At 60.3% G+C, this 6,225-nt stretch carries 7 protein-coding genes; all 7 read left to right on the forward strand.

What is annotated here, in order from left to right:
• Window positions 1-7: 7 nt before the first annotated feature.
• The 7 genes from ACEW8Q_RS01195 (at window position 8) to ACEW8Q_RS01225 (ending at window position 6,010) form a co-directional block, all read left to right on the forward strand.
• On the forward strand, window positions 8-1,093 hold the full coding sequence (locus ACEW8Q_RS01195; protein WP_373502225.1) for a BMP family ABC transporter substrate-binding protein: 1,086 nt from the start codon (window positions 8-10) through the stop codon (window positions 1,091-1,093).
• 68 nt (window positions 1,094-1,161) lie between these two features.
• Window positions 1,162-2,529 carry a guanine deaminase gene (guaD, locus tag ACEW8Q_RS01200; RefSeq protein WP_373502226.1) on the forward strand — a complete coding sequence of 456 codons (1,368 nt, stop codon included), beginning with the start codon at window positions 1,162-1,164 and terminating at the stop codon, window positions 2,527-2,529.
• A gap of 126 nt (window positions 2,530-2,655) precedes the next feature.
• On the forward strand, window positions 2,656-3,756 hold the full coding sequence (locus ACEW8Q_RS01205; protein WP_373502227.1) for a class II histone deacetylase: 1,101 nt from the start codon (window positions 2,656-2,658) through the stop codon (window positions 3,754-3,756).
• Between the two features lie 27 nt (window positions 3,757-3,783).
• The gene (locus tag ACEW8Q_RS01210; RefSeq protein ID WP_373502228.1) at window positions 3,784-4,017 is read left to right on the forward strand and encodes a hypothetical protein; all 234 of its coding nucleotides are present in this window, start codon (window positions 3,784-3,786) and stop codon (window positions 4,015-4,017) included.
• Window positions 4,004-4,150, forward strand: a complete 147-nt coding sequence (locus ACEW8Q_RS01215; RefSeq protein ID WP_373502229.1) for a hypothetical protein — start codon at window positions 4,004-4,006, stop codon at window positions 4,148-4,150. Before ACEW8Q_RS01210 ends, ACEW8Q_RS01215 begins: the two co-directional genes overlap by 14 nt.
• A 389-nt stretch (window positions 4,151-4,539) precedes the next feature.
• Window positions 4,540-5,661: a tyrosine-type recombinase/integrase gene (locus ACEW8Q_RS01220; RefSeq protein ID WP_373502230.1), complete on the forward strand. Its 1,122-nt coding sequence runs from the start codon at window positions 4,540-4,542 to the stop codon at window positions 5,659-5,661.
• Window positions 5,618-6,010 carry a hypothetical protein gene (locus tag ACEW8Q_RS01225; RefSeq protein WP_373502231.1) on the forward strand — a complete coding sequence of 131 codons (393 nt, stop codon included), beginning with the start codon at window positions 5,618-5,620 and terminating at the stop codon, window positions 6,008-6,010. Before ACEW8Q_RS01220 ends, ACEW8Q_RS01225 begins: the two co-directional genes overlap by 44 nt.
• Window positions 6,011-6,225: the final 215 nt, after the last annotated feature.

Below are 6,225 nucleotides of genomic sequence, written 5' to 3' on the forward strand. Positions count from 1 at the left end.
GGCAGAGATGACGACACGCAGAGAACTTCTGGCCTTGACCGCTTCGGCCGTGGCGCTTGCAGCCACCGCTAACGCTGCTCGCGCCGAGGGCAAGGTGAAGATGGGCTTCATCTATCCCTCGCCTGTAGGCGATGTAGGCTGGGCGCATGAACTCGATGAAGGCCGCAAGAAGATCGTCGAGAAGTTTGGCGACAAGGTCGAGGCCGTCACCGCCGAGAATATTCCGGAGGGCCCGGACGCCGCCCGCACCATGAACCAGATGATCGCCGACGGCGCGAAGCTGCTGATGATCGGCTCGTTCGGCTACATGAACGACGGGTTGAAGCTGGCCAAGCAATATCCTGACGTGGCTATCATCAATGCCAGCGGCTACAAGCTCGACGCCAATTTCGGCAACTTCCAGACCCGCAACTACGAGACATCCTATATCGCCGGTCTTGCGGCAGGTTATGTCACGACGTCGAACATCCTTGGCGTTGTCGCCGCCTATCCGATCCCGGAAGTGATCGGCATCATCAACGCCTTCACGCTTGGCGCGCAGAAGACCAATCCGGAAATCACGGTCAAGATCGTGTGGCTCAATTCATGGTTCGACCCGAACAAGAGCCAGGAAGCGGCGCGCTCGCTCGTCGCGGCGAAGGCAGACGTGCTGTTCTCGCTCTACCAGGACACGCCGGAAGTGGTGGCGCTGGCGGAGGAGCTTGGCGTCTATTCGATCAGCACGTCCTCCGACATGAAGAAATACGCGCCCAAGAAGTATCTCATGGGCATGGGCATCGACTGGAGCCCGCATTTCATCGACGTCGCGGCACAGGTCCTGGCGGGCAGCTTCAAGGGAACGTCCTATTGGGGCGGCATGAAGGACGGCGCCGTGCATGCGGCATCTCTTACGCCCGACCTGACACCTGAGCAGAAGAAGGTGACGGACGACGCGATCGCGGCGATCACGGCGGGCACGTTCCATCCTTTGACGGGGCCCGTGATGGACCAGGATGGCACCGAGAAGCTGGCGGCCGGCGTTGCCATCGCCGATGGCGACATGGCCTCGATCAACTGGCTGGTGAAGGGCGTCGAGACGCGCATTCCGCAGTAAGTGCAAACGACGTTTCGATCACGCCGGACCTGAGCGGTCCGGCGTGATCACTTGTGATGGAGCGACAGATGGATGTCCGCGGCAAGACCATTCGTGGCACGTTCTTCCACGCGCCGCGCTGCGGAGAGTTCGAGACGCTTGGCGATGCGCTCGTCACCGTTGGCGGCGATGGGCGGATTGCAGATGTGGTTCGCGCCGATGACCCTCGCCATGGGGCCCTGTGCAGGGACGCGGCGGCCAGCCATACGCTGATCGAGATCGCCAACGGCTCATATGTGCTTCCCGGCCTTGTCGATCTGCACATCCATGCCCCGCAATATCCGCAGCTTGGCGTGGCGCTCGATGCGCCGCTGGAAGTGTGGCTGCACAAGTACACGTTCCCGCTCGAGGCGCGCTATGCCGACCTCGACTTCGCCCGGCAATCCTACAGCGCGCTGATCGATGACCTCGCCGCGAACGGCACGACGACGGCGCTGATGTTCGCCACTGTCCATCAGGAAGCGACGCGTCTGCTTGCCGACCTCGCCATTGCCAAGGGGCTCCGCGCGCTGGTTGGCAAGGTGGTGATGGACGATCCGTGGGCTTGCCCAGATTATTATCGGGACGCTTCAGCTGAGACTGCCATCGCGGAGACACGTTCGCTCATCGAATACGTTCGCACGCATCCCGAAAACATGGATGGCCGTGTGAAGCCTGTCATCACGCCGCGCTTTATCCCAAGTTGCACTGACGCTGCCCTGAAGGGGTTGGGAGATCTTGCGCGCGAGACGGGCTGCCATGTGCAGACGCATTGCTCGGAGAGTGACTGGGAACATGGGTATGTTCTCGCACGGCACGGCTGCACCGATGCGGCAAGCCTCGACTCTTTCGGGTTGCTCACGCGCCGCACGGTGCTGGCGCATTCGAATTTCATCTCGGGCGATGACATGGACCTGTTGCATGAGCGGGGTTCGGGTGTCGCGCACTGTCCGCTCTCGAATGCGTATTTCTCCAATGCCGTGTTTCCCTTGAGGGCCGCATTGGAAAAGCGGGTGCATGTCGGGCTGGGCACCGATATTTCTGGCGGCCCCAGCGCGTCACTCTTCGACAACATGCGTATGTGCGTGGCTTCTTCCCGCATGCTTGAGGACGGTGTTGATCCAGACATGGCTGCAGCAAACCGCCATAAACCCGGCTCTCGTGTCGACTGGCAAACGGCCTTCCACCTCGCAACCGCTGGCGGGGCCGCGGCACTCGACATCGAGACGGGCACCTTTGCACCTGGCCGGCATTTCGATGCCATCGTGGTCGATACGGCAACCCGGGCCGGGACCATACGGCTCATGGGCGATGATCTGCCGCATGAGGACATCCTGGCCCGCATCGTCTACACTGCCTCGAAACCCAACATCGTGAATACGATTGTGGGCGGCCGCGGCATTTCAAGTGCGAACTGATGATGATCTTGGCAGCCTTGGCTGAGCCTCACGGGCTGCATAGCCGACAAGTCAGCAAGGGCACTCGACCTAACCTACGACATGGCATAGCCTTTCCGCTGCTGATCAGATGATGAGGGGACGACGATGGCGACAGGTTTTGTCTGGCACGAACTCTACATGTGGCACAACACCTGGAACTGGGCGCAGATCTTTCCGCCCAGCCTCACGGTGCAACCGGGCGAACATGCCGAAAATCCCGAGACAAAGCGGCGCTTCCGCAATCTGCTGGAAGTCTCCGGGCTCTATGAGCAATTGGTCCAGATCAAGCCGCGTTACGCGACCGAGGACGAGATCGCGCGCTTCCATACGCGCGAGCATATTGCCCACATCAAGTCCATGAGTGCCGAGAATGGCGGCGATGCCAGCATCCTGACACCGTTCGGCAAAGGAAGCTTCGAGATCGCACAGCTTTCAGCCGGCGGAACGATGGAAGCCTTCGACGCCGTCATTACAGGCAAGGTGAAGAATGCCTATGCGCTGGTGCGCCCGCCGGGCCATCACGCGACGGCGGATGTCGGCATGGGCTTCTGCCTCTTCGGCAATGTCGTCATCGCCATCATGCATGCGCGCGCCGTACACAAGCTGGGAAAGGTCGCGACCGTTGACTGGGATGTGCACCACGGCAACGGCACGCAGTCCGGCTTCTATTCCGACCCATCGACGCTGACGATCTCGCTGCATCAGGACAATCTGTTTCCGGCAGACTCCGGCGGATTGGCGGAGAATGGCGAGGGTGCGGGCAAGGGCTATAACCTCAACGTTCCCCTGCCGCCCGGCTGCGGCGATGGCGCCTATGTCGCGGCCTTTGAGCGCGTCGTCATTCCCGCGCTCTACAAGTTCAAGCCTGAGCTGATCGTCGTGCCCTCTGGCTTCGATGCCTCGGGCGTCGATCCATTGGGGCGCATGATGGTCAGTTCGGAAGGCTACCGCAAGATGACGCGTCTTCTGATGAAGGCGGCGGATGATCTCTGCGGCGGCAGGCTCGTCATGTCGCACGAGGGTGGATATTCCTCGATGTATGTTCCCTATTGCGGGCTCGCCGTGATGGAGGAGCTTTCCGGCATCCGCACACATGTGGAAGACCCGTGGGCGCCCTTGATGGCAAACTGGGGCCAGATGGACGTGCAGCCGCACCAGGCGCAACTGATCGAACAGGCTGCAAAGCTGGTCGGCAATATCAATTAAACAACTCTCCATAACACGCGAGGGAGAGTGACGACGGGCAAGACGCTTTCAACTCCGAACATCATTCCGGGCCGCCGCAATTTCCTCAAAGTTGCGGCAGCGCCCGGCGGCAGTGCCGCTGACCGCCAGTTGCTCTATGTCCATTACGACACGACGATCGGGGACGACATCCTCATCAAGTCAGACCTCGCATGCTGCTTCGGACCTTTCCGAGGCGAACTGGTATGGCCCGGGCTTCTTCAAGTTCGTGCAGCAGCTTGAAGAGACAGGCTCCTGCAAGCGCGCCAACAACAAGATGGCGGTGATCCTCCCGGTTGGCGTCTCTGCCGCCAACATCACCAATGCCATCAAGAAGAAGACCTGCGAACATTGGCTGGGAGATCACGCCCCTTGAAACGGTGAGCATGCCGATCTCGGAATAGGCCCCGACGCTTGCCAAGTTCAGGCAGAACCCGCCGGCGGTCATCGCCGTCACCAACGTTCTGGCGGCTGACCGCCGGTTGCTCGAAAGCTTTGAAACTGACGCATTTTTCGCTTCGCAAGTGATTCCACTTGCTCGCCCAATGCGCCAGCGCAACTCATGAAGCAGAAATGGCGTCCCGGAAGTCCGTCGAACTACCGTCCATCACGGTTCACGCATCGTTGTGAGCGTTCGCGATAAAGCCAATCCGTATAGGCCTGTTCTTCGCTAGCGTTCTTTAGCGTCCGTTCAGGTTTGCCTCAATCCGCCGATTCTGGTAGGATAATCGGTAGGACAGTGGTTGGACAGAGTGAGATGCTGTGATGGCCGGAAAGCTCAATGCCCGTAAGGTAGAAACTCTCACGAAGCCGGGCCGCCATGCCGATGGCAACAACCTTTATCTTTTCATTTCGCCCAATGGCGGCAAGCGTTGGACGTTCTTCTATCGTTTCGGAAAGACGGCAGATGGCAAGCCTCTGCGGCGTGAGATGGGCCTTGGCGGCGCGGCGCGCGGACAGGTTTCGCTGGCAGAAGCCCGCGAGAAGGCGTTAGAAGCCCGGAAGCTGCTTTCAGCCGGGGCCGACCCTCTGGAAGCTCGGAAGGCGGCAGAAAAAGCTGGGCGCACAATTCCGACGTTCGGGACTTTCGCAGATGACTATCTCAAGAGCCATAGGCCCGGCTTCAAGAATGCCAAGCATATCGCCCAATGGGAACTCACCCTCAGCGATGCCTATTGCAGAGCCATCCGCGCAAAGCCCGTCAACGAAATCGACACAGAGGCCATTTTGAGTGTCCTCAAGCCTATCTGGCATGAAGTCCCGGAAACCGCATCCCGGCTGCGCGGGCGCATCGAGAACATCTTGGATGCCGCGCGGGCCTTGGGGTATCGGGACGGGCCGAACCCTGCCACATGGCGAGGCCATCTCAAGAGCCTTCTTCCGGCCCGACAGAAGCTCACCAGAGGCCATCATGCGGCATTGGCTTATGATGGCCTTCCCGCCTTCATGGCCGAACTGCGGGCGCGGCAATCATCTGCAGCGCTGGCGCTGGAGCTTTGCATCCTGACAGCAACCCGTTCCAGTGAAGTCCTCAACGCGGAGTGGACTGAATTCGACCTCGACAAGGCCATCTGGATTATTCCCGCCCATCGCATGAAGGCAGGCCATGCCCATCGCATTCCGCTCACGGAGCGTGCGGTTGACCTTCTCAAGGGTATCTCGTGCCTTGAGCAGAGCCCGTTCGTGTTTCCGGGCACCGCGAAAGGCAAGCCTTTATCCTGCATGGCGATGACCATGCAGTTGCGGAGGATGAAGCGCGACAGCATCACGGTTCACGGCTTCCGTTCGACCTTCCGGGATTGGGCCTCGGAGCAGACCTCATTCCCGCATGAGACTTGCGAACATGCGCTGGCGCACCGCATCAGCGACAAGGCGGAGGCCGCCTAAGCTTACCGTCATCGCCCGTCGCTTGCCGGATGGTGCGGCCTTTGCCGTCAGGGGCCGCGATGCCTGGGCCTTGCTGGAACTTGCAATGGGAGGCCCGAAGGGTGTCACCCCAATCGACAACCCTGGACCGCGGTGGAGCGGACATGTCTTCAACTTGAAGCGCCGGCATGGCCTCGACATCGAAACCCGTCACGAATCGCACAAGGGCCGGTTTCCCGGCGTCCATGCGAGTTACGTGCTGCGGGGTGCGGTCGAGATTGTGTCCCGCTCGGTTGTACGTTCGGTACCCGCTTTCTCTTCGGAACGTCGAGGATCTGCTGCACTAGCGGGGGATCGAAGTCAGTCATGAGACCGTGCGTGTGTGGATGCCTCCCGGATTGCAAGAAGATTTTTTGACTTACTGCGGTTCGGCGCTTCTATCGGTCGTGGGGGATGTCCCGCTCAATGTAGAAAATTGGAGTGAGGTTGGCGTTGCTCTCCTCGAGCCGTAGGCTCGGGGTGTTCAATCCTGAATGGAGAGCAACACCATGAAGAAAGCTACCACGTCTATCGAGGCGCTTGCCA

The organism is Aestuariivirga sp., assembly GCF_041738905.1.
Classification (GTDB): domain Bacteria; phylum Pseudomonadota; class Alphaproteobacteria; order Rhizobiales; family Aestuariivirgaceae; genus Aestuariivirga.